We start from the raw sequence: 24,174 nt of genomic DNA, 5'->3' as shown, positions 1-24,174 counted from the left end.
GCCCTAGCTCGTGGCCAGTCGGCTCAACACCGCACGCGCCGCGCGCAGGCCCGGCGCCTCGCCGCCCTGCCCCAGACGTTCCATCGTCACCCGCATCGCTTCAGCCTGAGCTTGCGGGTTGGCGCGTACATCTGACAGGGCTTGCGCGATGTTGCCCGGCAGGCAGGCAGGCCCCAGGCATTCGGGGATCACGCGCGTGTCGCTAACCAGGTTGACCAGGGTCACGGTGTCGATCAGGGCCATACTCTCCATGATTTTGTAAGTCAGCCAGCTGAACCTATAAGCGATCACCATGGGTGTTTGTGTCGCCGCAAGTTCCAACGACACGGTGCCGGATGCCGCCAGAGCCAGTTCGGCCGCGGAAAAGGCCGCACGTTTTTGCGCCGCCGCCGTATCTGCATCCTGCTTGTCCGAGGCCAGCACCACTGGTTGCCCCGGCCATTGCGCCGTTTTCTGACGCACCAACTCGGCCACATGCGGCGCGGTTGGGATGACGATGCGCATATCTGGGTGTTTGTTCAGGAATTCCCGCAAAGCTGCGCCAAAGACGTCTGAGAGCCGCTCGACCTCGCTGCGGCGTGAGCCTGGCAAGGCCAAAAGAATCGGCGCGTCGCCAAGCTCATGCTCAACGCGCAGCTGCGCAATCTCGGCCTCCGTCGCTTGCGGCTCGCCTACCACCGGATGGCCCACGAAATCGCACTCCATCCCCGCGCGTTCCATATAGGGCGGCTCGAAGGGCAAGAGCGCCAGTACATGGTCGATGACCTTTGCCATCTTGTCGGCCCTTTTGGGACGCCAGGCCCAGACACTCGGGGCCACGTAATGCACGGTGCGGATATCGCTGGCGTCTTTTACCAGCTTGGCCACCCGCAGGCTGAAATCGGGGCTGTCGATGGTGATCACCACATCCGGGCGCAAATCCAGAATGGCCTGAGCCGTTTCCGCTATGCGGCGTTTAAGGTGAAAGTATTTGGGCAGAACCTCGGTCAGACCCATGACAGAGAGTTCCTGCATCGGGAATTGGCTTTGCAGCCCCTGTGCCTGCATCAGGGGGCCGCCAATACCGTCGAGATTGCACCTCAGGGCGCAATTGCCGTAGCCCCGCCATCAAAGCACCTCCCAGCCGGTCGCCCGAGGGTTCACCGGCAAGGACAAAAACACGCATCAGGACGCGCGCTCCCGCACCCACAGAAACAGGCCCAAGCGGTTGCATTCCGCCACCACCGCGTCCCGGTCCAACACCATGACACCGCCCTTTTCGATAACGATGCCCGACAGGCCTGCCGCGACGGCAGCCGTTACAGTGTCCGGCCCAATGGTCGGCAGGTCGACGCGGCGGTCCTGACCCGGTTTGGGCAGCTTGATCATCACACCGCCCCCCGCATCAGGGCGCCGTGTGAGCGATTGCAGCATCCAGTTGGTGCCATACACGCCCTCGATCGCCAAGGCCTGCCCCTTGAGCACAACGCAGGCTTGACCAACGTCTGCCGTAGCCATCGCGCGCACAATGCTGACGCCGCGATCAGCGTCTTTTTCATCGCTCTCAGATGGGCTCGTCTCGGTCAGAACACCCAGCTGAGGTAACAGGTCAGGCGCAAGCTCATGCGCAGCAATAACATTCAGCCCTGCCTGTTCGAAAATGCCGATCGCCGCGCGCAAGGCACTGTCATCACCCGATACAAGAGCCTGTTGCAGTGTCGGCACCAACGGCATCGTGGCAGCGTCGATCCGTGCCGGATCGACAGCTGGGCGCCCTACGGACCCTGCCATACAGATTTGGGTCACGCCCTGCTCTGACAAGGCTGCAAGCAACGTTCCAAGAGTTTCCAGGCGAAAGGGCAAATCCACGTCCAGCGTATCCGGCCCAAATCCTTCGAGGGCGCAAATCACCGGGCGATCCGTCAACCGCGCAACCAGTTCTGAGGGTAGATCACCCCCACCAGCAATCAGTGCCAACATCGTCAGCCCCCCGGGGTCAGGAATGATCGATCAGTGTCACCAAGAACAAAATCCACGATCTCGGTTACGTATTCGCTGTCGAATTCATCCCCCATTCGCTTGATCCGGTTCTGAAAAGTTCCTTCGCCCTGAGCCATCATCTGAAAAGCGGCTCGCAACGCTGTGATATCCGCCCGTGGCACGCCACGACGCTTGAGACCAACAAGATTCAGCCCGTGCAGCTCTCCGCGCGGAGCCTGTACCAAACCAAAGGGAATGACATCATTGGTCACCATCGTGACCGCTCCAATGATAGCCCCTCTGCCGATGCGAACCCACTGGTGGATGCCGGACAGTCCGCCGATGATGACGTCATCTTCGAGCACACAGTGCCCAGCCACAGCTGCCGAGTTCACAACAATGACCCTGTCACCGATCAGAGCATCATGTGCAATATGGCATCCGGCCATGAACAGCCCGTCATCACCAACGCGAGTCAATCCACCACCGCCTTCGGTACCCGCGTTCATCGTAACATTTTCTCGGATCCGGTTACGTTTGCCGATGATCAACCTGCTGTCTTCGCCCTTGAACTTCAGGTCCTGAGGAATTTCCCCGATAACCGAAAAAGGGAAGACTATCGTCTCTTCACCTATCTCGGTATGACCCGTGACAACTACATGGGATTTCAGCTCAACTCGATCGCCAAGCCGCACGTTCGGCCCAACAAGGCAGAACGGGCCTACAATGCAGTCTGCGCCCAACTGTGCGCCATCTTCTATCACCGCGCTTGGGTGTATCTGCGCCATAATTCAGCCCTCTTGCCGGTCGACCATAGCGGTGAATTCGGCCTCGGCCGCGACCTCATCTCCGACAACGGCCTTGCCGTGGAACTTGAAAACCTTGCCCCCTGGCTTGCCGCGCACAATTGTCACATGCATCTCCAGCACATCGCCTGGAACCACTTTTCGGCGGAACTTGCATTTGTCGATGTTCATGAAATAGATCAGCATATTGGTGTCGATCATGTCCAATCCAACACCCAGCAAAATCCCTGCGGTCTGAGCCATTGCTTCGACTATGGTAACCCCGGGCATGATAGGCGTTCCGGGAAAGTGCCCCTGGAAATGAGGCTCGTTCATCGTCACGTTCTTGATGCCCCGCGCAGATGAAAACCCGTCGATATCTTCAACCCGGTCAACCAGCAGAAACGGGTAGCGATGCGGTAGAATGCGCTGGATCAACTGGATGTCAGCACTCTTTGTTTCGGTGGTCATGACGCAGGTTTCCTGTCTTATGAAATTAGCAGATTGAGTAACAATCTCGGGCAGTCAGAGCAAGCTCCGCTAATCTTGCTCAACCGGATCGAGGCGTTTGCCGTCGCCAAGGGCCAAATTGACCCTAGAAATTGCAATCTCGGTTGCGTCCACCGCCGGGTCGGCCAAAAACACGGTCGACTGTTCAATCAACACAACCGCGCCCGATTCACGGCGAAGATTTTCGAGGATCGGCACAATAACCTGTAAAAACTCGGCCCTGGCGATATCACTCTTCTGATTGAGAGCCTCGTATTTTTGTTTTTGCGTTGTCCGATGTGTCTGCACTTTTTGATCGAATGCATCTGCCAAAACGCGAAAGGCTTCGGCTTCCAGTGACGCTCGCCGCTCAGTCAGGTCCTGCTCTTCCTGCTCAAGCTCCCCCTCAATCCGCCGATTTTCAGCAGCAAGAACAGCGCTTTCCGCATCTATTTCGTTGGATATCCGTCTGCCGAACTGAGACTCCGCAAAAAGCCGCTCGATCGAAATTGTCATGATCTGGCTTTGAACGACTCCAAGTTGCTGGGCACTGACGGCGCCGCAGACAACCGTCAGGCAAAAGCAAAACACAGGGCCAAAACTTGGCCCTGTGTTTTTGTCTGGTATGACCAAATCCGCATGCAGATATCAGAATCTAGCCTGAATGGTCAGGTCAAAGCTCTGCTCTTTGTCAAAGCTCTCTTTCTTGAGGGCCTTGGAAAAGTTGAACCGCAGCGGTCCAAAGGCTGTGGTCCACAACACGGAGAATCCGATGACATGGCGGAATGACCCATCGCCACCCACAATATTCCCACCAGCTGTGTTCACGTTGCTCACATCCCAAAGGTTGCCAACATCGTAGAAGACACCCCCGCGAATACCCAGCTCTTCCGGTAGTCCCAATGGGAATTCAGCCTCGAACCTGGCAACGGCATAGTAGTTACCACCAATGGCGTCATCTACACCGCCGGACAAGTCTCGCGGACCCACACCGGCAGGTTCAAAGCCTCGGAACGTATCCGGCCCAAAGATGAAACGGTCGATGGTACGGCTCGAACCGGTACCACGCCAGCTGAAGGCCCCCATTTCCAGAGTGGCCCGCAGTGTGACCTCTTCGTGCCAAACACGAGTCTGGGCAATCGTTTTGGCGGTTGTTTTGACATACTCGTTGTCACCGCCCAATCCGGCAGCATCGACCCCAACTTCGAACCTAAAACCTGCATTGGGGTTCAACCCACCCAAACGGCTGTCATAGATATAAGCCAGTCCCAAGACACTCGATGACCGCTCGCCTTGAGCAATTTCCGATGTGATAACTGAACCAGTGGTCGAATTTTCCCGTGCCAGCATTTCGCTTGCTTCCCAACGGTACCGAAGCTGCAGTGAGGACAGTTCACCTGTAGAGAACGTCAACCCCGGCGCAAAGAACTTACGCTCTGTATCATAGCTGGCAAAGCTAGAGTTCCGCGTCGAAACCCCAAGGTCGAGGTCAAACATAAGGTTTCGACCCAGAAGATGCGGTTCTGAAAATCCCAGAATATATTGCTCGGCATCCTGTGCCGTCGACAAGGTCAAACTCAAGTTTTGGCCGCGGCCCAGAAAGTTGCTTTCGTTCAAGCCAATCGCGATACCAAAACCGTCGTTTGCCGAAAAACTACCACCCAGGCTCAACGAACCCGTGGGTTGCTCTTCAACGTCTACGTCGACAATTACGCGGTCCGGGGTTGTCCCTTCACGTGTTTCCACGTTCGACTCGGCAAAGAATCCCAAAGCCCGGATGCGCTCGGCACTCTCGCGGATTTCCCGAGGATTAAAAGGATCGCCTTCGACCGTACGGAATTGCTGACGGATCACCCGATCCAGAGTGGTCGTATTACCCTCGATATCAATCCGCTCGACGAAAATGCGCGGGCCTTTCACAAGGGCAAACACAACGTCCAGTGTCAGATCCCGGTCATTGCGTGTGATCCGTGGCTCCACGCGAAGAAAATCAACACCTTTACGAAGGCCCAACCGTTCCTGACGCGCAATAGAGTTTTCGACAAGTGACGGCGAGTAGATCACGCCAGGTTTAATCTTGAGCGCTTCCTGAAATTCCGCAGCATCTACACCGTTAATTTCGCTGACAGTCGAGATATTGCCAAAGGAGAACTGCTGCCCTTCCTGTACATCCAAAACAAGGAAGAACGCATCACGCTCTCGGGTGAATTCCACATTGGCGCTGTTTACACGAAAATCGACATACCCGCGCGACAGATAGAAATCTCGCAACACCTGTTTATCGAACTCGATACGATCCGCGATGAACGTGTCTGACCGGATGAAAGTGCGCAAGAAACCGGCCTGTTTGGTTTCCAGAATCCGGCGCAGGCGTCGGTCGGAATACGCACGGTTGCCAACAAAGCTGACGCGCTCAATCTCGATCGTGTCGCCTTCGCTGATTTCAAACACCAGATCGACACGGTTTCCGTCCCGACGAATGATCCGAGGCACAACGGTTGCTGCAACACGACCTTGAGCCGAGTAGATTTCAGCAATGGTTGAGGCATCTTTTTCAGCCTGGTCCGGAGTAAACACGCGACGTGACTCGGACCCAATGGCGTCCATCAGGTTTTCATCCTTGATACGGCGATTGCCCTCGAAGTTGATTTTGTTGATCGTCGGGTATTCCGTCACCGAGATAACCAACGTACTGCCACGTGGCGTCAACTCAACTGTCTCAAAAACGCCACTGTCAAGAATACGCTTGTAGGCGTCATTTAATTGACCTGCGGATACGTTTTGCCCGCGCGTGATTCCTGCACGGGTAATAATCGTCGAACTTTCAATCCTCTGGTTGCCCTCAACCTGAACCGAATTGAATGTGTAATTCTGAGCCGAAACCTCGGAGGAAAAAACCATAAAGGTGGCTGCAAAAAAAGAAAAAATACGCCTAGCGCTCGATACAACATATAGGAGCCTGTATGCTGACAACCGCAGGATGTTCCTGCGCCTCTCCTGATTTTCATTTTATTATCAACCCGAATGTTTAGCAGACATTGGGTTGTCAGTAGCGGGATTGGGTCGCGTTGTCAAAAGCACAAAAGACACGCGGCCCCAAGGACCGCGTGTCATTTCCAAACCAAAATCGTGAGAATCAAAGGCTGCCCAGGAAGGCTCCCAGCATAAGCGCCGCGGCAATCGTTCCCAAATATAGCAACCGGTCCCAGTTCAACTGGAACAAAAGGCTCAATCCGCGGTAAGAATGCTGCAGGGTCTGCATGGTCCTGATCCTCTGGTGTTCATCTTCACCAAAACTTAACAGGCAAATGTGGCAGGACTTGGGCGTGGCCCTTTAGCAGAACAAATCGTTGCCCACCGAAAAGACCATCAAAGACAGAACCAGCGTAATGCCAATGCCCATCAACACCCGCAGCGCACCATCGCTGGGCGGCTTGCCGACGACCGCCTCATAGGCGTAGAACACCAAGTGGCCACCATCCAGAACAGGCACCGGGAATAGATTGATCAACCCCACGGCGGTGGACAGGACGGCGATGAACCAAATGAAGTTTTGCGCACCCTGACTGGCCATCGCGCCCGAGGTTTCGGCGATCCCGATAGGACCGGAAATATTGCAGGTGCTGATCGCACCAGTGATCATGTGCCAGACACCAGACAAAGATCCCTGCACGATTCGAATGGTTTGTGAAACACCACCCGACAAAGCGTCAATCGGGCCTGACGTTTGAGTCGCAGGTAGTAACGCCATGCCGCCAACGATGCCGATGCGCCAATGGGTCTTGAACCCACCTTCTGGCTGAGGTTCATCCGTTCGGCGAGGTGCCAGAGCGAATTCCAACATTGCACCATCCCGCCAGACATCAAGCAGTAGCACACGACCGTTCGAGGTTTCGACGTGCTCCTTAAGCTGTGAAAACGCATAGATTGGCTCGCCTTCGACGGCGGTAATAACATCACCGGACTGCAATTCGATATCCATCGCGGCACTCCGCGGCGCCACTTGCTGTATCAGCGGAGGGAATAACCAAGGCCCGGTCACAGTCAAGGACTGGCCATCGCGTAGCACGCCATAGTCCAGCTGTGGCTGCGGCTCGAGCTTGTCTATAAAGGCACTCCACTCGCCCTGATCATCGAATCTGGGCGTAGCAACACCGTTGATCGACGTAATCTCATCCCCGATGCGCAATTCCTGAACGGTGTTCGGCAACGCCTTGAGTTCGCCAACCGTCAGCGGATCGGTCGCCTCGCCGCGGAACATGAAAATCGCCGCAAAGACCAGAATAGACATGATGAAATTGAACACGGGCCCTGCCGCAACAGTGGCTGTGCGGGCCCACAAAGGCGCCCCGTGCATGGTGCGCCGCAGGGTTTCGGGATCGTCGAAGGATTCCATGGCGTCGGTATCCTTGCCCGACGCAGCATTGGCATCTCCAAGGAACTTGACGTACCCACCGAAGGGCAAAAGCGCCAACTGCCAGCGCGTGCCGCGCTTGTCGATGCGGCTCCAGATCACTGGGCCGAAACCCAAAGAGAAAACTTCCGGGTGAATGCCGGACCAGCGGCCCACGATGTAGTGTCCGTATTCATGCACAAACACGATGACCGACAACGCCAGTACAAAGGCGGCGACGGTATAGACCGCACTGCCGAACTGAGGAATCAATCCAAGAATATCCAACTTACCTATCCTGCTCGCTGCGCCATTGCTTCATCTGCCCATGTACGGGCCAAATGGTCTGTTTGGGTGACGTTATCAAGTGTCATTTGGGCATCAATAAGACCCGGATTGGCCTCAAATCGGTCCAGCACCGTCTCGACCACCTGCGCCATCTCCAGAAAACCGATCCGCTCCGCGATAAACGCATCCAGGGCTCGTTCCTTGGCCGCGTTGAAAACCGCCCCGGACAAACCGCCCCGCTCCATGACACCATAGGCCAAGCGCAAAGCTGGGTACCTATCAAGATTTGGTGACTTGAAATTCAACTGACCCAATTGTGCCAGATCCAGACGTGCAATCGGCAGATCGCGCCGCACGGGCCAGTTTAGCGCATAACCTATGGCATGACGCATGTCTGGAGCTCCAAGATGAGCCATCAGGGCACCGTCACGGAACCCGACCAGCGAATGCACCATGGATTCCGGGTGAATGATGACCTCGATCTGCGATGGGTCTACGCCAAAGAACTCTCGGGTTTCAATGACTTCGAGTGCTTTGTTGAACATGGAAGCACTGTCAATTGTAATGCGCTGCCCCATGTCCCAATTCGGGTGGCTTGACGCCTCGGCCAGTGTCGCATGTTCCAGAGCTTCAAGCGGCCAGTCGCGAAATGCCCCGCCGCTTGCCGTAATTATGATCCGTTCAACTGACGAAATGTCTTCGCCAACCAGCGCCTGAAAGATAGCCGAATGTTCGCTATCAACCGGCAAAAGCCGCGCGTTGTATTTCTGCGCGGTTTCAAGCACCAACTGACCGGCACACACAAGTGTTTCCTTGTTTGCCAAGGCCAGTGTCGCGCCTTGCTTCAACGCTTCGAGCCCCGGTGCCAGACCTGCTGCTCCCACGATGGCCGACATCACCCAATCAGCGGGCCGTGCCCCGGCTTCGACCAAAGCCGCCTGCCCTGCGGCGGCCTCGATCCCGGTTCCGGCGAGGGCTGCGCGCAAGTCATCCAGATGTGTTTCATAGGCCGTGATCGCGATATCGGCCTTCAGACGTTTGGCATCGTCGGCCAACAAGGCAACATTCGCACCGCCTGTCAGCGCCACGATGTCATAGCTGGCAGGATCGCGGGAAATCAGATCAACCGTGTTCTGCCCGACGGATCCTGTTGCCCCGAAAATCGAGACTTTGCGCATCACATATCTCCGGGCGCGTAAAGCAGACCAGCTAGCAACACAAACAATGCCGCGCCCATCATGCCATCAAATCGATCCAGAAATCCGCCGTGCCCCGGGATCAGGTTCGAGCTGTCCTTGATCCCAACTCTTCGCTTTAGCGCGCTTTCGGCGATGTCGCCCGCCTGTGAGAACATCGATGCCAGAATCGAGATCACAACCAGTCGCACCCCGTACCCGCCGTAGATCGCAAACCCAATACCAACAATCGCAGCAGCAACCCAACCGCCTGCTGTTCCTGACCAGGTTTTCTTGGGGCTGATGGCAGGCCAAAACTTTGGCCCACCGATAGCTTTGCCAATGAAATAGCCTGCAACATCGGTTGCGACGACCACGCCGATCAACCACAGCATCCACTCGAACCCCATGTTCTCGCGGATCGAAATGAAGCCCAGCCCCGCACAGGTGATCCAAAAGGCAAACATGCCGTAGAGGCCGCGTTGTTTGGTGATCTGCCCCACACCAACGAGCGCCAGCGAGAGCAACACTGGCAGCACAAAGAGTGCTGGGATGTGATAGCTGAGCACCACGGCCGCAGCCGTCAATAGCGCAAGTTGATTGGCAACCTGAGGTTTGGCCGGATCGATCATCCTGACAAGTTCCCAGGTCATGATCCCACAGGCCGCTGCGATGAAGGCCTCAAACCAAAGACCACCCAACCAGACTTCGACCGCGCCGATTGCCACCAGCACAATTGCCGAACCGACGCGTGCGGTAAGATCTGACCAACGTCCTTCACTCATTTCTTGACCGCTCCGAACCGGCGGTCTCGACTACCATAGCCTCGACATAGCCGCCCCAGTTCTTCCGCGGTGAAATCCGGCCATAGTGTGTCGATGAACTCGTATTCGGCATAGGCCGACTGCCACAGAAGGAAGTTTGAAATCCGCGCCTCACCGCTGGTTCGAATAACCAGATCGGGATCTGGCAGCACATGCGTATCCAGGTAACGCGGCAGAGTTTCCTCGTCCACATCCTCGGGTCGAAGCTTGCCTTCGGCGACATCCTGAGCCAACCGCTTGGTTGCCCGCGCCACCTCATCCCGACCGCCGTAGTTTAGCGCAATCGTCAGATGAACCCCTTCATTTCTACTGGTCTGCACCTCCAACTGATCCATCAGCGAAATCAGTTTGGCATCCAGCCTCACCCTGTCTCCGATAAAGCGAACCCGAACGCCTCTGGCGTCCAGCGCACGGGTTTCCTTGGCAATGTAGCGGCGAAACAGGCTCATCAACCCGGCCACTTCGACCTGAGTACGCTTCCAGTTCTCGGTGGAAAACGCAAATATTGTTAAATACTTAACACCCAAACTCGGGCAAGCTTCAACAACTTCGCGTACACGTTTGGCGCCAGCATGGTGGCCAAACAGGCGAGGACGCCCTCGGGCCTGTGCCCAACGCCCATTGCCATCCATGATGATGGCGACATGACGTGGGCCTGCCGGTGGGTCGGAATACGGGTCCTTGGGCATCGGCGCGCCGTTCAAACCTGCATGATTTCGGCTTGTTTGGTCTCCAGCGCATCGTCGACGACTTTGATCATCTTGTCGGTCAGTTCCTGCACTTCGGCCTCCCAGAACTTTTGATCGTCCTCGGAGACTTCACCATCAGACTTGGCTTTCTTGATCTGATCCATACCGTCGCGGCGCACGTTACGTACCGAAATGCGCGCGTTTTCTGCATACTGTCCCGCAACCTTGGTCAATTCGCGGCGGCGTTCTTCGTTCAATTCGGGGATGGGCAGCATGATGATGGTGCCGTTGAGCTGCGGGTTAATACCCAGGCCGCTTTCACGGATGGCTTTTTCCACCTTGCCCACCAAGGACTTGTCCCAAACGTTGATAGTGACCATGCGCGGCTCGGGCACGTTCACGGTGCCGACCTGGTTGATCGGCGTCATCGAACCATATGCGTCTACCATCACCGGTTCCAGCATCGAACCCGACGCACGCCCCGTACGTAAAGACGCAAATTCGGTTTTCAAATTGGCCATGGCGCCGTCCATGCGGCGTTCAAGGTCATCTGTATCAAGCATAAATTCGTCAGACATGCTGCCCACTCCCCTTAACAGGATTATCGGTTGCCAAAGCCTATAGCCTTAGCCGGATACCTTTGTATAGGTGCCCTTGCCTGCCAGAATGCCACGGAACCCACCCGGTTCGTCCAGTCCAAAGACGATCAGCGGCAGATTGTTGTCCCGCGCCAAAGCAATTGCAGAGGCATCCATGACCCGAAGGCGCTTGGCCAGAACGTCATCATAGCTCACCGCATCGTAACGCACTGCGTCGTCATTTGTGGCCGGGTCCTTGTCATAAACACCGTCGACACCGTTCTTACCCATGAAAATTGCCTCGCAGGCCATTTCATTGGCACGCAGGGTCGCTGCCGTATCTGTGGTGAAATACGGGTTGCCGGTACCGGCGGCAAAGATGCAGACACGTTTCTTTTCAAGGTGGCGCACCGCGCGGCGGCGAATGTAAGGCTCTGCCACTTCGTCCATTCGGATGGCGCTAATAACGCGTGTGAACACGCCGACCCCTTCCAATGCAGATTGCATGGCCAAAGCATTCATTACAGTGGCCAGCATCCCCATGTAATCCGCCGTGGTGCGCTCCATCCCCTGGGCCGAGCCGCTGAGCCCGCGAAAGATGTTGCCCCCGCCGATGACCATACAGATCTCGACACCTAGGTCATGCACGCGTTTCACTTCTTCTGCGACACGCAGAACCGTAGGTGGATGCAGACCAAATCCCTGGTCCCCCATCAATGCCTCCCCCGAAATCTTGAGCATCACACGCTTATAAGTGGTTTCGGGTTGCTCGGTCCCTGTTTCAGGTTCATTCGAGGAAGAAGGGGTCATGTTGCACTCCGGGCTCACACGGGGTTAGTTTCCGGCGCAAAATGAAGGAAAAGACTGCTGGGTTCAATGCGGTATGCAACCAAAGACGCTGGATTCTCGTGAGGCCCGGAAATAAGAAATGACGATGCTGAACAAACTGCCGGATATCCCGGACGACAGACCGGTGCTGATTGCTGGTCCAACCGCATCAGGAAAATCGGCACTTGCGCTGGATATTGCCCAACGTCACGGTGGGGTAATCATCAACGCTGACGCCAGTCAAATTTATGACTGCTGGCGCGTTATCACCGCCTGTCCGTCGATCGACGAAGAAGCGCAAGCGCCCCATGCTCTTTACCGTCATGTCGCGTATGATGCACAATACTCGGCCGGTCATTGGCTCCGCGAGGTGTCACCGATGCTGCGCTCAGGGCAGCGTCCGATCATCGTGGGCGGAACTGGCCTTTATTTCAACACCCTGACCCAAGGCATGGTCGACATCCCCGCAACGCCCCCTAGCGTTCGCCAACGAGCAGATGAGTTGCCTCTGGACGTTTTGCTCCAGGAACTCGACAGCGAAACGGCGGCCCGCATCGATCTCAAGAATCGGGCTAGAGTTCAACGTGCATGGGAAGTTCTGACTGCAACCGGACGCCCGCTTGCAACATGGCAGGACGAAACCCCACCGCCGCTGTTGCCGGTCGCAAAAACCGTTCCGATTGTTTTTGATGTCGACAAGGATTGGTTAACTGCACGGATCGAGCGCCGGTTTGACTTGATGCTGGAAATGGGGGCGCTGGAAGAAGTCGAGGCAATGGTCGACCGATACGATCCACTATTACCATCCTGCAGAGCAATCGGCGTCCCAGAATTGACCGACTACATCCTGGGCAAGACGGATCTTGCGACAGCTCGCGACCGGGCAACAATTGCTACACGGCAATTTGCCAAACGTCAGCGCACCTGGTTTCGCGGACGAATGAGGAATTGGCACCATCTCTCGCCAACATGAACAATGACAGTTAAGCTAAGGGAAATCATTGTTTAAAATTCAATTACATGTTGTAACTCCGATCCATAACAGGGGCAATTTGTCAGAATATTCCAACTGATGGCATTCAATCCGACCGAATCACCTTTGATCCGCCTGAGATCCCTGGCGCAAGTCACTCGGGCGGGGCGCTGGCAACTCGAACTTCCGCATGATCGTTCCGAGCACGTCTTGATCTGGATTACGCAGGGTCAGGGTACGGCGTTGATGGATGGCGTCAAAATCGGATTGGGGTCGCACAATGTCTTGTTCGTTCCCTCGCGACATCTGATGGCGGTATCCACCGGGCGTCAAACGTTGGGCCATGTTCTGATGGTTCCGCCCGGCAGCAATTTAACCCTGCCGCAAACCCCCTACACCTGCGTATCCGCGAAACGGCTTCGCAGACTGAACTGACCAGCTTGCTGGACTCACTGTCGCGCGAGCAGGAAACTGACCGGCCGTTGACCCAAAGCGCCATGCTGGCCTTGTGCGATTTAGCTGGCATCTGGTTGCGACGTCACATCGATTTGGCCAGGCCGTCACGACGTGAACTCGCCTCTCGCAAATTGTCTCGGAAGTACTTTGCGCGCCTGGTCACTTCGTTTGCTGACGGGGGTACAATGGCAGACCATGCCGCAGCCCTTGGCGTGACCCCAACCCATTTGGCCCGCGTCAGTAAGTTTGAAACGGGAGAAACCGCCGCAGCCTTGCTTACAGGCCGGATTTTGCATGCCTCGCAAACTCTTCTGGGGGCGACAGATTATCCTATTCAGGACATCGCAGGTCACCTGGGCTTTCATAGTGCCGCTTATTTCACGCGTTTCATTCAACAACATACCGGGCTGACACCATCTGTCGTCAGGAAGACGATGAAAATTGATCCTTCGTTCGGCTAAGCCAATGCCCAATTTTGACAAGTCGTTTTTTTGCAGTGCAAATGTCGTTTTTGTGCGCTGGAATGACGAAACCAAACATTGACGTATCCCAAAATCTGGTGCCGAATGTCGTTCATGGGGAAATGTCGCTTCCACAACAGATACATCCGTGAACAAGACGCGTGCTTGCGTGTAATGGTCACGTGACTCCTCCAAAAATCAGAAATGCGTCACAGGGAGAACTAAATGACACATAAAACACTCACAGGTGCACCCGTACATTGGGCCGCCGAAATGCATGCACAGGAGTTCCGCGAAGGGAAACTGAACCGCCGTGAGTTCCTGACCCGTGCCACTGGCCTGGGTGTGACAGCCGCTGCCGCCTATGGCATGATCGGGCTGTCCACCCCTGCAGCGGCGGCCGGTGAAGCCAAAGAAGGTGGCACGCTCCGCATCCAGATGGAAGTCCGCGCGCTCAAGGATCCGCGCACCTACGACTGGTCGCAGATCGCCAACTTCAGCCGCGGTTCACTGGAATATCTCGTCCAATACAACTCGGACGGTACGTTCAACGGCATGCTGCTGGAAAGCTGGGAAGTTAACGAAGACGCCACCGTCTACACTCTGAACGTCCGCAAGGGCGTCAAGTGGAACAACGGTGAGGACTTTACCGCCGACGACGTGGCGTTCAACGTGGCCCGCTGGTGTGACAAGAGCTCGGAAACCAACTCGATGGCGGGTCGTTTCGCGACCCTGGTCGACACCGAAACCGGTCAGGCCATCGAAGGCGGCATCGAAGTTGTGGACAGCCACACTGTCAAGCTGAACCTGCCTGCATCCGACATCTCGCTGATCCCGGGCATGGCCGATTATCCTGCGGCCATCGTTCACCAGAGCTTTAGCGAAAACGACCTGCTGAACAACGTGGGCACCGGCCCTTACTCGATGGAATCGCTCGAAGTTGGCGTGAAATCGGTACTGGTTCGCAACGAAGGCCATACCTGGTGGGGCACCGATGTCTTTGGCAAGCCGCCGCTCGACCGGATCGAATTCATCGACTACGGCACCGACCCGTCTGCATGGTTGGCCGCGTTGGAGTCCGATGAAGTCGACATGCTGTATGAATCCGTGGGTGAATTCATCGACGTCATGGACGGCCTAGGCTATGCGAAGTCCGAAGTTGTCACCATGAACACCATCGTGGTTCGCCCGAACCAGCTGGCTGAAGTGGACGGCATGAAGCCCTACGCGGACAAGCGCGTCCGTCAGGCTCTGCAGATGGCCGTCGACAACTCGGTCTGCACTGGAACTGGGCTTTGGTGGCCGCGGCGCGCCTGCGGAAAACCACCACGTCGGTCCGATCCACCCCGAGTATGCCGAACTGCCGCCGCAGAAGGTTGATCCCGAAGGCGCGCGCAAGCTGATGGAAGAGGCCGGCATGGCCGATTTCGAGCACGAGCTGCTGTCGATCGACGACGACTGGCGCCGTAACACCACTGACGCCGTCGCCGCGCAGCTGCGTGACGCTGGCATCAAAGTCAAGCGGACCGTTCTGCCGGGCAACACCTTCTGGAACGACTGGGCCAAATATCCCTACAGCTCGACCAACTGGAACCACCGCCCACTGGGCGTCCAAATCTGGGCACTCGCCTATAAGTCGGGTGAAGCCTGGAACGAGTTTGGCTGGGCCAACCCCGAGTTCGACTCCCTGCTGCAGGACGCACTGGCCATTGCTGACGCGGACAAGCGCCGCGAAGTGTCGGCCAAAGGTCAGGCCATGATCCAGGAAGAAGGCATCACGGTTCAGCCTTACTGGCGTTCGCTTTACCGTCACATGAAAGAGGGCCTGGTGAACACCGACATGCACGTCTCGTTCGAGATGCACCTCTACAAATATGGTTGGGCAGCTTAAGCTGACCGCCTGACAAATCTCCCAATTGGGGGGCCGGTATTCGGCCCCCTATCCAGCCGCAGACAGACGTGCGCAACGTGCCGATGTCAGAGGCCAGACAATGGTCCAAAACTGTACTGCGGATAGACCTGACCAACAGGGGCCATCATGGGACTGTTCATACTCCGACGGTTTGGCGTCATGCTGCTCACAGCACTTTGCCTTACTTTCGTGGTCTTCTTTCTGACCAATCTTTATCCAAACCTAGAAAAACTCGCTAAGACCCAGGGCAACCAACGCATGAGCGACGAGCAAGTCGCCAACTGGTTGGAAAACCGTGGCTATTCACAGCCTTTGTTGGTGAAGTACGGCCAATGGCTGGGCGTTGCGCCCGGGTTCACCAACACGCTGGCTGACGGCCAAGTTGTTGGCAATTGCGTTCGCCCCGGAGTAGCGCCCGAAGACACCGCAACGTTCTGTGGCGTTCTGCAAGGGGAGTGGGGTCAATCCACCGTCTTCAAGGACGATGTAGGCTCTATTGTCTCGAAACGTTTGGGCAATACAGGCTACCTTATGTTCTGGGTTCTGGTCCTGATGATCCCATCGGCGCTGATCGTGGGCGTTCTTGCCGGGATGAAAGAGGGTTCGTTCCTAGATCGGTCTTTGTCGACCTTCTCGATTATCACCACGGCGACGCCGGAATATGTCTCGGGCGTTATCTTCATCGCGATCTTCACGTCGTCCACGGTGGGCCTGAAATGGTTCAAGGGCACGGCGACCTCGGCGATGGACAACCCGACGTTCGAAAACTTCTTTCTGCCGGTGCTGACCATCTCGCTATACGGCATGGGTTACATCGCTCGAATGACACGCGCCTCGATGACCGAGGTCATGACCGCGCAATACATCCGAACCGCGCGGCTTAAGGGGGTATCATTCCCCAATATCGTGATGAAACACGCCCTGCGCAACGCGCTGATCGCGCCCTTTACCGTCATCATGCTGCAGTTCCCATGGCTGCTGAACGGCGTGGTGATCGTCGAGACCCTGTTCAACTACAAGGGCTTCGGCTGGGCGCTGGTTCAGGCCGCGGGCAACAACGACATTCAGCTCTTGCTGGCGATCTCGGTCGTGTCGGTCTTTGTGGTGCTGTTCACACAGCTCATATCAGACATCGGCTATGTCTACCTCAATCCGCGCATTCGCATTTCGTAAGGGAGGATAAGAATTATGGAACCCCTTTCGAATTGGGAAATCATCGGACGCGTGCTGTATCAGTTCTCGTCTGTTTGGGTCGCGCTGATCCTTCTCTTTGCCCTTTCGGTCGCGTTCAAGCGTCGACTGGGCCTCTATGGCAAACTGTTTGACAGCCCTATCGGCATGATCGGCTTTGGTCTTGTCATGTTCTGGGTCTTCACCGGCATCTTTGGCGCCATGGATCTGATCGTGACTCATGATCCGCTCAGCCAGGTTTCGGGCATGAAGAACAAAGTGCCCGGTACCCCCTTGAACGGTGCCGAAGAGGGCGAATATGCCTGGTATCTGCTGGGCGGTGACAACCTGGCCCGCGATGTCTTCAGCCGCATGGTGAGCGGGGCATGGATCGTGGTGCAGATCGCACCGCTGGCGACGCTCTTTGCGTTCATGGTTGGTATCACTTTGGGCTTGCCTGCGGGCTACTACGGTGGACGTCTCGACACATTCCTGTCGTTTCTGGCGAACCTGATCCTGGCCTTCCCGGTGATCTTGCTGTTCTACCTGCTGGTCACGCCCGAGATCGTGGCAACCGGTGTGCCGAACTATATGGCGGCCGTGCTGTTCATCTTCCCGATCGTGTTCATCGGCGTTCTGCTGAACTCACGTTACTACACTCGCCCCAACTTCCGCACACCGCTGCTGATCGGGGTGCTGGGTGTTGCGATCTGGCTGTATCTGGCGCTGATCTCGACCAGCGGTTACGTGGTCAACAATGGCGACGTGGCGATCCCGGGCCTGCCCTCGGTACTCGATCCGTTCGACATTCCGGGGGGTATCCTTGTGGTCTTTGTCTCGGTGGTCTTCGTCAACTCGCCCACGGTGTTCCGCATCGTGCGCGGTCTGGCGCTGGACATCAAAACCCGCGACTATGTGGCTGCCGCGCAAACCCGGGGCGAGGGTCCATGGTACATCATGCTGTGGGAGATCCTGCCCAACGCACGTGGGCCGCTGATCGTCGATTTCTGCCTGCGCATCGGCTATACCACCATCCTGCTGGGGACCTTGGGCTTCTTTGGTCTGGGCCTACCGCCGGAAAGCCCGGATTGGGGTTCAACCATCAATGAGGGCCGCAAGCTCTTGTCGATCTACCTGCACCCTGCCCTGCCACCCGCCTTTGCTCTGCTTAGCTTGGTGCTGGGTTTGAACCTACTGGCGGATGGTCTGCGCGAAGAAAGTCTGAAGGACTGATGTGATCGAGGCCGGGGGCTTTGCCCCCGGACCCCCGGGATATTTGGAGCAAGAGGAAAAGACACCCTCTATCCTGCTCCAACAGGGAGAAACAAAATGAACAAAATGGCGGAATATGACGGCCCGATCCTAGAGATCGATAAGCTGTCCATCTCATTCTTTACCCGCCTGCGGGAAATTCCTGCGGTAATGGATTTCTCGGTCACTGTGCAACCCGGCGAGGCCGTGGGCCTTGTGGGTGAATCAGGCTGCGGCAAGTCCACTGTGGCCCTTGGCGTCATGCAAGACCTTGGCAAGAACGGTCGTGTCGTTGGCGGCTCGATCAAGTTCAAAGGCCGCGATCTGGCCGAGATGAGCGCCGAAGAGCTGCGCGATATACGCGGTAATGAGATCGCGATGATCTATCAGGAGCCGATGGCCTCGCTGAACCCGGCGATGAAGATCGGCAAACAGCTGATGGAAGTGCCGATGATTCACGAAGGGGTCAACGAAAAGGAAGCTTATCAACGGGCCCTTGAAGTTGTCACCGACGTGCGCCTGCCCGACCCCGAGCGGATGCTGAATTCATTTCCACACCAGCTGTCGGGCGGTCAGCAGCAGCGCATCGTCATCGCCATGGCGCTGATGTCCAAACCGGCGCTGCTGATCCTGGATGAGCCGACGACTGCGCTCGACGTGACTGTTGAGGCTGCCGTGGTCGAACTGGTCAAGGATCTGGGCAAGAAATACGGCACTTCGATGCTGTTCATTTCGCACAATTTGGGACTGGTACTCGAAACCTGCGACCGTCTGTGTGTGATGTATTCGGGTGAAGCGGTCGAACGCGGCTCGATCAAGGATGTCTTTGACGAAATGCAGCACCCTTATACGCAGGCGCTGTTCCGCTCGATCCCGTTGCCGGGCGCTGACAAGAACGCACGACCGCTGATTGCGATTCCGGGCAACTTCCCCTACCCCACGAGCGCCCCCCGGCTGCAACTTTGGCCCGCGCTGCGATTACTTTGAGGAAGGCCGATGTGATGCGACCGATATCCTCATGGAGCCGGTGCCAGGCAATGATCGGCACCACACCAGGTGCTTGAAATTCCAGGAAATCGATTGGAACGCACCGCTGGAGTTGGCTGAGCAAAAAGAAAAGGGCGAGATCGGCAAGGTCGTCCTGAAGATGGACAACCTCAAGAAGTACTACGAGGTCGCGGCCAATGCACTCTTTGGGGGCGGCGAGAAGAAGGTGGTCAAGGCCAACGAAACCTTGTCATTCGAGGCGCGCGAATCCGAGACGTTGGCTATCGTGGGCGAATCCGGCTGCGGCAAGTCGACATTTGCCAAGGTTCTGATGGGGCTTGAGACAGCCACCGAAGGCCAGATTCTGCTGGACAACCGCAACATCGAAAGCCTGCCCATCGAAGAGCGTGACGCCAAGACGGTTGGCGAGGTTCAGATGGTGTTCCAGAACCCGTTTGACACGCTGAACCCGTCGATGACTGTGGGGCGGCAGATCATTCGTGCGCTGGAAATCTTTGGCATCGGCAATTCCGAGGCCGAGCGCAGGAAGCGGATGCTGGAACTGCTGGATCTGGTCAAACTGCCCCGCGCCTTTGCAGAGCGAATGCCCAGACAGCTGTCAGGTGGTCAGAAACAGCGCGTTGGTATCGCCCGTGCCTTTGCAGGTGATGCGCGCATCGTTGTGGCGGATGAACCCGTCTCGGCGCTGGATGTGTCCGTGCAGGCGGCAGTGACGGACCTGTTGATGGAGATTCAGCGCGAACAGAAGACAACGCTGCTGTTCATTAGCCACGACCTGTCGATCGTGCGTTACCTCAGCGACCGGGTCATGGTGATGTATCTGGGTCATGTGGTCGAGTTGGGAACAACTGATCAGGTCTTTAGCCCGCCCTACCATCCCTATACCGAGGCGCTGCTATCAGCTGTTCCAATCGCAGACACATCGGTCGAGAAAGAGCACATCGTACTTGAAGGCGACATTCCATCCGCGATGAACCCGCCGCCGGGTTGCCCGTTCCAGACGCGTTGCCGCTGGAAGTCCGAAGTGAGTGGTGGCCTGTGCGAGAAAGAGGTACCGCCGGTGCGGACCTTGGCCGAAGGGCATCAGGTAAAATGCCACCTCAGCGACGAAACGCTCGAGAAGATGCAACCGGTGATCAAGATCGCGGCGGAATAACATCCGCGTGTCATCTCAATAACATGCGGCCCGTCTGTATCAGACGGGCCGTTTTTTGTTGAACTATTGGCAAAAGAGATCTCAACACATACCGGGAGCGCTCCCGCGCCCGCACGATCCCGACTTCGTCGGCCCCGCTGGCGGCCTTGGGTCGGGCGCCTCGCTTATCGCTCGGCGCGAGCCCGCTTGGGGAAGCAGGTTCGCCACAAACACCAACCGCCGAGCGTAGCGAGGCCCGGCCCAACGGGAGGAGGTTTTTCGTCAGAAAAATTGACGACGGGCGGGAGCGTCCCTTCCTCTGACCGGCATGATTGGCGGGCGACCTAGGTATAGCACGCCCTTACATACAGGACGCACTCTACTCGTGGTTAGCTTGTCAGGGCGTGATTGCCGAAATACATAAACTCGGCATTCATGCCCGCGACCTCTCCGGCCTCGAGCTTGAGAGAGGCGCTGTCGAGAATCTTGTAGCTCTTTTGGGATTTCACCCATTCATCTGCGTCCTGCAGAGTTGTGAGCGTGTAGGATGTGGTCTCACTCAGGTAATGGGTCGGAATGATCACCTTGGGTTTCAGTTTGGACACGATGTCATCACCCTGCCCGTAGCTGAGGATGTGCTGTGACCCATCCACTGGGAGCGTCAGCACATCGACCTGACCGATAGCGTCCCAGAACTCTTGCGGCGGGTTGTGGCGGTTGTCGCCCCAGATCAGCGTGCGGATGCCGCCGGTTTCCACCAGGTAAACCACCATATCCATGTGACCCACGTTGTTGGGCGGACAGGCCTCGACCCCGAACTCTGCCAACGCGTTGGTCCAATTGTACCAGCCCGGCGCGACACAGGCGTGTTTGTCGGCAAATCCGGTAATTTTCAGGTCGGCAAATTCGAAATTCCCGGCCATCCGATCCAGCACCATGGTGGACACAGGTCGTTCGATGGCGTCGTGGTCAAAATGGGCATGTGTGGACATGGTGATATCGACCGGGATCTGCGGGAATTCGTTCTTAAACCACAGCCCCCATGCACCCGAGGGATCATCGCGCCAGGGATCAAACAGCACCGTCGCCCCGTTGGGCGAAGTGATTTTGATCGCGCAATGGCCGTAATAGTCGATCCCCACCACCCCGGTCGAGGCCTGACCCGTGCTGCCTTGCAGGTCCAAGACGTGGTTGTTGTTGCCCGGTTGCATCCAGGCCAAAGATTGCGCTTGGGCGGGTTTGGCCCCGATCAACCCGGCGGTTGCGCCCACACCTGCTGCACCTGCGGCCATGAAGAATGATCGCCGGGACAGGCCCGGTGCCATATCGTCCTTTTGGCCGTTCACGATGGTAGGTTTCAGATCTTTCCGATCCATGTCTTGTCTCCCTGTTTCTCGGCCCAGTTACGGGGCTCTGGGAACAGGCTAGCGGTGAGAGGACCTTAGGATCAGATCAGAAAAATCATGGGGGAATATGGGGGCGATCCCCTTACTTCATGTTCACGAAATCGCGAGCAGATGGCTGCGCAGATTCGATCCGCGCCCCTCAAGCCCCAATTTCCGTCGGATATTGTTGCGATGAAAGTCGATGGTCGAGGTTTCGCGCGAAAGCGTTTTGGCGATGTCCTTGGTGGTTTTTCCAGCCATCACCATCTGCGCCACCTCGATCTCGGTCGGGGTCATGATGGCAAATGCCTCGGACAGCTGGTCGGTCATGGCGGATGTTATCTGGTCCAGGTTCTGCTGCGCCAGATCCAGATAGGACCGCTGCGGCTCTGTCTGCCCGATCCGGTCGCGAAGCCGCTCCAGATAAGGCCAAACCATCGATCGCACTTGAGACAGGATTTCCTCGTCCCGCGCGCGGCGTTCGTCCTCGACACTGCTCAGCAATACCCGCAGCGCAGTGTTGGCCTCTTGTAATGCACGGGTGCGGTCATCGACGCGCTGCTCCAGATGTTCCATCGTTTCGGTCAACTTTGCCTCAAGTGCGCGGCGTAGATAAACCTCTTGCAGCAAAGCCAAATCCTGTTCGACCAGCCGCGCGAATTGCGCCAGCCCTTCGCGAAACAACAGCGCCCGGCGGTTGCGATCCCTGTCTAACACGCAGATGGTGCCAAAGATTGCCCCATCTGGCCATTTCAACGGCAGGCCAATGTAAAACGCCATACCGTGTTCAAGATCCTCGTTATCCTGCCATCGGGGGTCACAGGTGGCGTCCTCGACCACCAATTCACCATCATTTTCAAACACGCCCTGACAATACAGCTTGGGGTTCAACCGAAACTCCATCCCCACCGGATAAGGGTTGTCGGGGTGATCGCTGGTCACCAAAACCGAGTGTTCTGGGGCGTCCGTTTTCATGATCAGGCTGGCAGGGACATCCGCCAGACGGGCCACCAGATCGACCAAACGCTGCCAGTTCTTCAATGTCTCTGGCCGAATATGGGGCACATCTTGGGGCATAGGCGGACCTGCGGGCGTTGGGCATTCTTGCCCAACAGCCTAGGACCGCGCGAACGCGGCAATCAAGCCTGGCTTACGCCGCTGTGCGGCATGGCTTATTCGCCCTCAAGCAGCGGCTCATATCTTTCATCCGTCAGCGTTTTCAGAAAGGCCACCAGTGCATCAATCCGTTGATCATCCAATGCAGGCCCGTGGGTCAGTTCCTTGACAGCCAGGTTTTGCGGCACCTCGGGCCAGCGCCAGGGCTTACCAGTTTCGGGGTTGATATGTCTGGCTTCGGCTCTGGTGTTGTACTTGTTGTAAAACAGGATCACCGTTCGCAGATCATTGAACACACCGTTGTGCATATAGGGGCCGGTGACGGCCACGTTGCGCAGCGTTGGCACCTTGAATTTGCCACCTTGTGCAGGGTCATTAACCAAGGGATTTGCCAGCAGCCCGAGGTCCTTCATCTCCGCCCCGACACCGTTCACGGCCCGCGCATTCAGATTTGGGGGCACGCCAATGTTGTGATAGGTGTAATCGGTGAAGGTTTCGGCCGTGTCTATCGGGCTGGCCTTCAATTGGTGGCATTGGTTGCAGTTGGTGAACTGTTCGGAAAAGAACAGAACACGCCCCAATTCTTCATCGCGGGTCAGCTCCACTTCACCACGTAAATAGCGATCATATTTGCTGTCAAATGGCGCAAACTGCTCAGTTGTTTCAAAAGCCGCAATCGCCTGTGTCATTGCAGCATAAGCTTGCTCTGGTTGACTTTGGACATCCACATCATAAAGGGACTGAAAGGCCGTGACATAATCCGCGTTCTGCGCCAGCCGTCGCGCGACTGCAGATTTGTGAGGCATCCCCATCTCAATCGGGTTCAGTGGTGGTCCACCTGCCTGCCTGGCCAGATCGGGCTCTCGCCCGTCCCAGAACATGCCTCCGACCCATTCACCATCTTCATTCAGATGAAACGCGGGCGTCAGTGCTGCATAGCTTGCAGTAGGCGCGTTGCGATCCCCAAGTGACACCCCGTCATCACCAAGGGAAACCGCTGTACCCGCGTCTGTTTCACGGGGATCAGCAAACCCAGTTTCCGGATCATGGCAACTGGCACAGGACTGCGTTCGGTTGGCCGATAAATCTGTATCAAAATACAACGCCTCGCCCAGATCTTCAACGCTGCCAAACTGCGCAAAAGCGGCATGCGTTGATAGAACGGCCGAAGTTACAAAAGCTGAGAAACAGATGCGGAATGGAGGCATGCACTGGGTCTCCGTATAGTCAGGCCGGACGAGTTAACCCAAAGCGCCTACGCGGAAAATTGATCCAGCGCAATTCCTATGTGTTTTTGTC

The 24,174-nt window shown here is 56.7% G+C and carries 20 protein-coding genes and 3 pseudogenes; 7 read left to right on the top strand and 16 right to left on the bottom strand.

Annotation, left to right across the window (positions count from 1 at the left end):
• Positions 1-3: 3 nt before the first annotated feature.
• The 13 genes and pseudogenes from lpxB to pyrH form a co-directional block, all read right to left on the bottom strand.
• Positions 4-1,165: pseudogene (gene lpxB, locus ACZ1HE_RS10510) on the bottom strand (lipid-A-disaccharide synthase).
• Positions 1,165-1,959, bottom strand: coding sequence for an LpxI family protein (locus tag ACZ1HE_RS10505; RefSeq protein ID WP_472620711.1), 795 nt, complete (start codon positions 1,957-1,959; stop codon positions 1,165-1,167). The pseudogene lpxB and the gene ACZ1HE_RS10505 overlap by 1 nt, the downstream one beginning before the upstream one ends.
• 2 nt (positions 1,960-1,961) lie before the next feature.
• Positions 1,962-2,747 carry an acyl-ACP--UDP-N-acetylglucosamine O-acyltransferase gene (gene lpxA, locus ACZ1HE_RS10500; RefSeq protein ID WP_472620710.1) on the bottom strand — a complete coding sequence of 262 codons (786 nt, stop codon included), beginning with the start codon at positions 2,745-2,747 and terminating at the stop codon, positions 1,962-1,964.
• A gap of 3 nt (positions 2,748-2,750) precedes the next feature.
• Positions 2,751-3,215, bottom strand: coding sequence for a 3-hydroxyacyl-ACP dehydratase FabZ (gene fabZ, locus ACZ1HE_RS10495; protein ID WP_472620709.1), 465 nt, complete (start codon positions 3,213-3,215; stop codon positions 2,751-2,753).
• 69 nt (positions 3,216-3,284) lie between these two features.
• On the bottom strand, positions 3,285-3,749 hold the full coding sequence (locus ACZ1HE_RS10490; RefSeq protein ID WP_472620708.1) for an OmpH/Skp family outer membrane protein: 465 nt from the start codon (positions 3,747-3,749) through the stop codon (positions 3,285-3,287).
• 132 nt (positions 3,750-3,881) lie between these two features.
• Entirely contained in the window at positions 3,882-6,134 is a 2,253-nt protein-coding gene (bamA, locus tag ACZ1HE_RS10485) for an outer membrane protein assembly factor BamA (protein WP_472620707.1), read from the bottom strand.
• Between the two features lie 235 nt (positions 6,135-6,369).
• On the bottom strand, positions 6,370-6,495 hold the full coding sequence (locus tag ACZ1HE_RS10480) for a hypothetical protein (protein WP_472620706.1): 126 nt from the start codon (positions 6,493-6,495) through the stop codon (positions 6,370-6,372).
• A gap of 72 nt (positions 6,496-6,567) precedes the next feature.
• Positions 6,568-7,914, bottom strand: a complete 1,347-nt coding sequence (gene rseP, locus ACZ1HE_RS10475; RefSeq protein WP_472620705.1) for an RIP metalloprotease RseP — start codon at positions 7,912-7,914, stop codon at positions 6,568-6,570.
• 5 nt (positions 7,915-7,919) lie between these two features.
• Positions 7,920-9,092 carry a 1-deoxy-D-xylulose-5-phosphate reductoisomerase gene (dxr, locus tag ACZ1HE_RS10470; RefSeq protein ID WP_472620704.1) on the bottom strand — a complete coding sequence of 391 codons (1,173 nt, stop codon included), beginning with the start codon at positions 9,090-9,092 and terminating at the stop codon, positions 7,920-7,922.
• Positions 9,092-9,874, bottom strand: coding sequence for a phosphatidate cytidylyltransferase (locus tag ACZ1HE_RS10465; protein ID WP_472620703.1), 783 nt, complete (start codon positions 9,872-9,874; stop codon positions 9,092-9,094). Before ACZ1HE_RS10465 ends, dxr begins: the two co-directional genes overlap by 1 nt.
• Positions 9,871-10,602: an isoprenyl transferase gene (locus tag ACZ1HE_RS10460; RefSeq protein WP_472620702.1), complete on the bottom strand. Its 732-nt coding sequence runs from the start codon at positions 10,600-10,602 to the stop codon at positions 9,871-9,873. The genes ACZ1HE_RS10465 and ACZ1HE_RS10460 overlap by 4 nt, the downstream gene beginning before the upstream one ends.
• A gap of 11 nt (positions 10,603-10,613) precedes the next feature.
• On the bottom strand, positions 10,614-11,180 hold the full coding sequence (gene frr / locus ACZ1HE_RS10455) for a ribosome recycling factor (protein WP_472620701.1): 567 nt from the start codon (positions 11,178-11,180) through the stop codon (positions 10,614-10,616).
• A gap of 48 nt (positions 11,181-11,228) precedes the next feature.
• Positions 11,229-11,990 carry a UMP kinase gene (gene pyrH / locus ACZ1HE_RS10450; RefSeq protein ID WP_472620700.1) on the bottom strand — a complete coding sequence of 254 codons (762 nt, stop codon included), beginning with the start codon at positions 11,988-11,990 and terminating at the stop codon, positions 11,229-11,231.
• A 118-nt stretch (positions 11,991-12,108) separates the two neighbouring features.
• On the opposite strand from pyrH, the gene miaA reads away from it, so the two are divergent.
• From miaA to ACZ1HE_RS10415, 7 genes and pseudogenes are all read left to right on the top strand, one after another.
• Positions 12,109-12,981: a tRNA (adenosine(37)-N6)-dimethylallyltransferase MiaA gene (miaA, locus tag ACZ1HE_RS10445; protein ID WP_472620699.1), complete on the top strand. Its 873-nt coding sequence runs from the start codon at positions 12,109-12,111 to the stop codon at positions 12,979-12,981.
• A gap of 99 nt (positions 12,982-13,080) precedes the next feature.
• Positions 13,081-13,416, top strand: coding sequence for a cupin domain-containing protein (locus tag ACZ1HE_RS10440; protein ID WP_472620698.1), 336 nt, complete (start codon positions 13,081-13,083; stop codon positions 13,414-13,416).
• Between the two features lie 206 nt (positions 13,417-13,622).
• Positions 13,623-13,898 carry a helix-turn-helix domain-containing protein gene (locus ACZ1HE_RS10435; protein ID WP_472620697.1) on the top strand — a complete coding sequence of 92 codons (276 nt, stop codon included), beginning with the start codon at positions 13,623-13,625 and terminating at the stop codon, positions 13,896-13,898.
• Between the two features lie 225 nt (positions 13,899-14,123).
• Positions 14,124-15,789 (top strand): annotated as a pseudogene (locus tag ACZ1HE_RS10430) (ABC transporter substrate-binding protein).
• Between the two features lie 147 nt (positions 15,790-15,936).
• On the top strand, positions 15,937-16,983 hold the full coding sequence (locus ACZ1HE_RS10425) for an ABC transporter permease (protein ID WP_472620696.1): 1,047 nt from the start codon (positions 15,937-15,939) through the stop codon (positions 16,981-16,983).
• 15 nt (positions 16,984-16,998) lie between these two features.
• Entirely contained in the window at positions 16,999-18,213 is a 1,215-nt protein-coding gene (locus tag ACZ1HE_RS10420) for an ABC transporter permease (RefSeq protein WP_472620695.1), read from the top strand.
• Between the two features lie 96 nt (positions 18,214-18,309).
• Positions 18,310-20,395: pseudogene (locus tag ACZ1HE_RS10415) on the top strand (dipeptide ABC transporter ATP-binding protein).
• Between the two features lie 368 nt (positions 20,396-20,763).
• On the opposite strand, the gene ACZ1HE_RS10410 reads toward ACZ1HE_RS10415, so the two are convergent.
• The 3 genes from ACZ1HE_RS10410 to ACZ1HE_RS10400 all read right to left on the bottom strand — a co-directional run bounded on the left by ACZ1HE_RS10410 (position 20,764) and on the right by ACZ1HE_RS10400 (position 24,083).
• The gene (locus ACZ1HE_RS10410; RefSeq protein WP_472620694.1) at positions 20,764-21,750 is read right to left on the bottom strand and encodes an MBL fold metallo-hydrolase; all 987 of its coding nucleotides are present in this window, start codon (positions 21,748-21,750) and stop codon (positions 20,764-20,766) included.
• A 123-nt stretch (positions 21,751-21,873) separates the two neighbouring features.
• Positions 21,874-22,800: a LuxR C-terminal-related transcriptional regulator gene (locus tag ACZ1HE_RS10405; protein ID WP_472620693.1), complete on the bottom strand. Its 927-nt coding sequence runs from the start codon at positions 22,798-22,800 to the stop codon at positions 21,874-21,876.
• Between the two features lie 131 nt (positions 22,801-22,931).
• Positions 22,932-24,083 carry a cytochrome-c peroxidase gene (locus tag ACZ1HE_RS10400; RefSeq protein WP_472620692.1) on the bottom strand — a complete coding sequence of 384 codons (1,152 nt, stop codon included), beginning with the start codon at positions 24,081-24,083 and terminating at the stop codon, positions 22,932-22,934.
• Positions 24,084-24,174: the final 91 nt, after the last annotated feature.

Source organism: Falsiruegeria sp. JB4-1 (assembly GCF_055693495.1).
The sequence above is the reverse complement of the archived record's forward strand: the minus strand, read 5'-3'. Positions and strand labels throughout refer to the sequence as shown.

Coding starts and splice junctions, on each gene's coding strand:
- ACZ1HE_RS10505 (WP_472620711.1), bottom strand. CDS start 1,959: ATGTTGGCACTGATTGCTGGTGGGGGTGATCTACCCTCAGAACTGGTT.
- lpxA (WP_472620710.1), bottom strand. CDS start 2,747: ATGGCGCAGATACACCCAAGCGCGGTGATAGAAGATGGCGCACAGTTG.
- fabZ (WP_472620709.1), bottom strand. CDS start 3,215: ATGACCACCGAAACAAAGAGTGCTGACATCCAGTTGATCCAGCGCATT.
- ACZ1HE_RS10490 (WP_472620708.1), bottom strand. CDS start 3,749: ATGACAATTTCGATCGAGCGGCTTTTTGCGGAGTCTCAGTTCGGCAGA.
- bamA (WP_472620707.1), bottom strand. CDS start 6,134: ATGGTTTTTTCCTCCGAGGTTTCGGCTCAGAATTACACATTCAATTCG.
- ACZ1HE_RS10480 (WP_472620706.1), bottom strand. CDS start 6,495: ATGCAGACCCTGCAGCATTCTTACCGCGGATTGAGCCTTTTGTTCCAG.
- dxr (WP_472620704.1), bottom strand. CDS start 9,092: ATGCGCAAAGTCTCGATTTTCGGGGCAACAGGATCCGTCGGGCAGAAC.
- ACZ1HE_RS10465 (WP_472620703.1), bottom strand. CDS start 9,874: ATGAGTGAAGGACGTTGGTCAGATCTTACCGCACGCGTCGGTTCGGCA.
- ACZ1HE_RS10460 (WP_472620702.1), bottom strand. CDS start 10,602: ATGCCCAAGGACCCGTATTCCGACCCACCGGCAGGCCCACGTCATGTC.
- frr (WP_472620701.1), bottom strand. CDS start 11,180: ATGTCTGACGAATTTATGCTTGATACAGATGACCTTGAACGCCGCATG.
- pyrH (WP_472620700.1), bottom strand. CDS start 11,990: ATGACCCCTTCTTCCTCGAATGAACCTGAAACAGGGACCGAGCAACCC.
- miaA (WP_472620699.1), top strand. CDS start 12,109: ATGACGATGCTGAACAAACTGCCGGATATCCCGGACGACAGACCGGTG.
- ACZ1HE_RS10440 (WP_472620698.1), top strand. CDS start 13,081: ATGGCATTCAATCCGACCGAATCACCTTTGATCCGCCTGAGATCCCTG.
- ACZ1HE_RS10435 (WP_472620697.1), top strand. CDS start 13,623: ATGGCAGACCATGCCGCAGCCCTTGGCGTGACCCCAACCCATTTGGCC.
- ACZ1HE_RS10425 (WP_472620696.1), top strand. CDS start 15,937: ATGGGACTGTTCATACTCCGACGGTTTGGCGTCATGCTGCTCACAGCA.
- ACZ1HE_RS10420 (WP_472620695.1), top strand. CDS start 16,999: ATGGAACCCCTTTCGAATTGGGAAATCATCGGACGCGTGCTGTATCAG.
- ACZ1HE_RS10410 (WP_472620694.1), bottom strand. CDS start 21,750: ATGGATCGGAAAGATCTGAAACCTACCATCGTGAACGGCCAAAAGGAC.
- ACZ1HE_RS10400 (WP_472620692.1), bottom strand. CDS start 24,083: ATGCCTCCATTCCGCATCTGTTTCTCAGCTTTTGTAACTTCGGCCGTT.